Here is a 1923-nt window from a genome sequence, read left to right as displayed (position 1 = left end):
CGGCGGGAGAGCTGGCTCGGCGACAGCTCGCTGTCCGGCACGCTGGCGTCGAGCGCCGCCGGCAGAGGGCCGTTGTCGGCCGGAGTGTCATGCGCGTGGTCGTGCGTGTGGTCATGCGGGTGGTGGTGATGGCCGTGGCCCATTGCAGCTCCTCGCCGGTCCCAGTACTGCTCAGCGAGTCAGATGGTCGATCGGCGGAATGAAGGCCTGGTGAAGGCAGTGAGTACGCCGAATGTTGAAAGCCGTACGGAACCCGCGCATGCTGTTTTCCGAGTGCGGGTCAAGGGCAGCTTTTCGGGTCGGCCCGCGGCAAGCCCCGGCAGGTCAGGGCGGGAACCCGTCCGAGGAAGAGCTCGGTGGTGCGCTCTGCTGGCGGGTGCGGGAGACCGGTCGTACGGTGAAGGTGCGACTGACTCGAAGGGACCTGTGGGGTCGGACGGGCGGCGGCGTTATGGAGAACGATGAACAGCGGATCGGCGGGATGATCTGTAGTCATCTCGCGGATGTCGAACCGGTGGACCCGGACAGCGCCGACAGCTGCCCGGAGTGCGTCGCGCTCGGTGACACCTGGGTGCATCTGCGTGAGTGCCAGAGCTGCGGACACATCGGCTGCTGCGACTCCTCCAAGAACAAGCACGCGACGGCGCACAACAAGGCGACCGGCCATCCGCTCATCCGCTCCTACGAGCCCGGCGAGGGCTGGTGGTGGTGCTACGAGGACGAGGTCGTCTTCGAGGTGGAGGGCGTCCCTCCCGTACGGCCGGCCTGACGCGGGAGGACCACCACCGGCCTGGGCCGGCACGACCCGGGCGTCTCGGGGCGGGGCGGCTGCCCCCGGGACGCCCGGCCCGCCGGTGTCAGCCCGAGGTTCGCGCCGCTGTCAGCCCGAGGTCACGGTGAACAGGGCGCCGTCCGGATCGCGCAGCGTCGCCTCCCGCAGCTCCGGCGAGGGATCCGGCGGTGAGAGCAGCGCGCCTCCGCTCTTGAGCGCGGCGTCGACCGAACCGGGCACCTCGGGCACCCGGAAGTAGACATGCCAGCGCGGTCTGATCCGTGGATCGGGCACGGCCTGTACGGCGCCGCCGCGGATCTTGGCCACCACATGCTCGTCCTGCCGCAGCACCGCGTCACCGTCCTCGCGTACCAGAGTGAGTCCGCCCTCGGTCTCCGGCGCCCAGCCGAGGACCTGGCCGTAGAACCGGGCCGCGTCGGCGGTGTCGCGGGTACGCAGCTCCAGCCAGGCCGGCGCGCTGCCGCGTCCCACCGTCCAGTCGGTGCGTACGGCGCCCTCCCAGATCCCGAACGCCGCGCCGTCGGGATCCATGGCCAGCGCGGCCCGGCCCGAGTGGAAGGCCAGCGGGCCCACCGCCACGGTCGCGCCGCGCTCCCTGATCCTGGCCGCGGCCTCGTCCACATCGGCCACCGCGAAGTACGGTGTCCAGGAGACGGCGACCTGGAGGGAGGAGGCCAGTGCGCCGATGCCCGCGACGGGCATTCCGTCGGAGAGCGCGACACAGAAGTCGTCCCCGAGCCCGGCCGGCCGGTAGGACCAGCCGAGGACATCGCCGTAAAAGGCCTGGGCGGCGGGCAGTTCACGTGAGAGGAGAGTCACCCAGCATGGGGCTCCCGCAACCGTTTGTGACTCCATCTTGTCCCGCTCCACACCGCTCACTCCGCCCTCGTCCGTCACGTGTCGCCGCTCTCCACTAGCCTTGCTGCCACTACGTGTTACCGCTTTCCCTGTCTCTACTCTGCCAGGCCGCGCACGACTTCCTCGCCGGGTGCCGGTCGTACCGGGGTCCGCGGGACGTCGTCGGGACGTCGTGCGGACCCCGGCGCGGTGCCGACGGGCGGTGTCAGCGCGCGGTGTCAGCGCGTTGCGGCGGCGAGGGCCGCGTCCGCCTTGGCGCGGGTGGGCTGCCA

General features: G+C 71.1%; 2 protein-coding genes. One reads left to right on the top strand and one right to left on the bottom strand.

The features are described 5' to 3' along the window. Positions 1-451 precede the first annotated feature (451 nt). Complete coding sequence (locus tag GA0115259_RS29855; RefSeq protein WP_237540591.1) at positions 452-769, top strand: UBP-type zinc finger domain-containing protein; 318 nt, start codon at positions 452-454, stop codon at positions 767-769. Between the two features lie 111 nt (positions 770-880). Here the strand turns inward: GA0115259_RS29855 and GA0115259_RS29850 are convergent, their stop codons facing one another. Beyond that, a complete protein-coding gene (locus GA0115259_RS29850; protein ID WP_093602794.1) occupies positions 881-1648 on the bottom strand; it encodes a VOC family protein in 768 nt (255 codons plus the stop codon). Between the last annotated feature and the right edge of the window lie 275 nt (positions 1649-1923).

Source organism: Streptomyces sp. MnatMP-M17 (genome assembly GCF_900091995.1).
Lineage (GTDB): Bacteria > Actinomycetota > Actinomycetes > Streptomycetales > Streptomycetaceae > Streptomyces.
The sequence above is the reverse complement of the archived record's forward strand: the minus strand, read 5'-3'. Positions and strand labels throughout refer to the sequence as shown.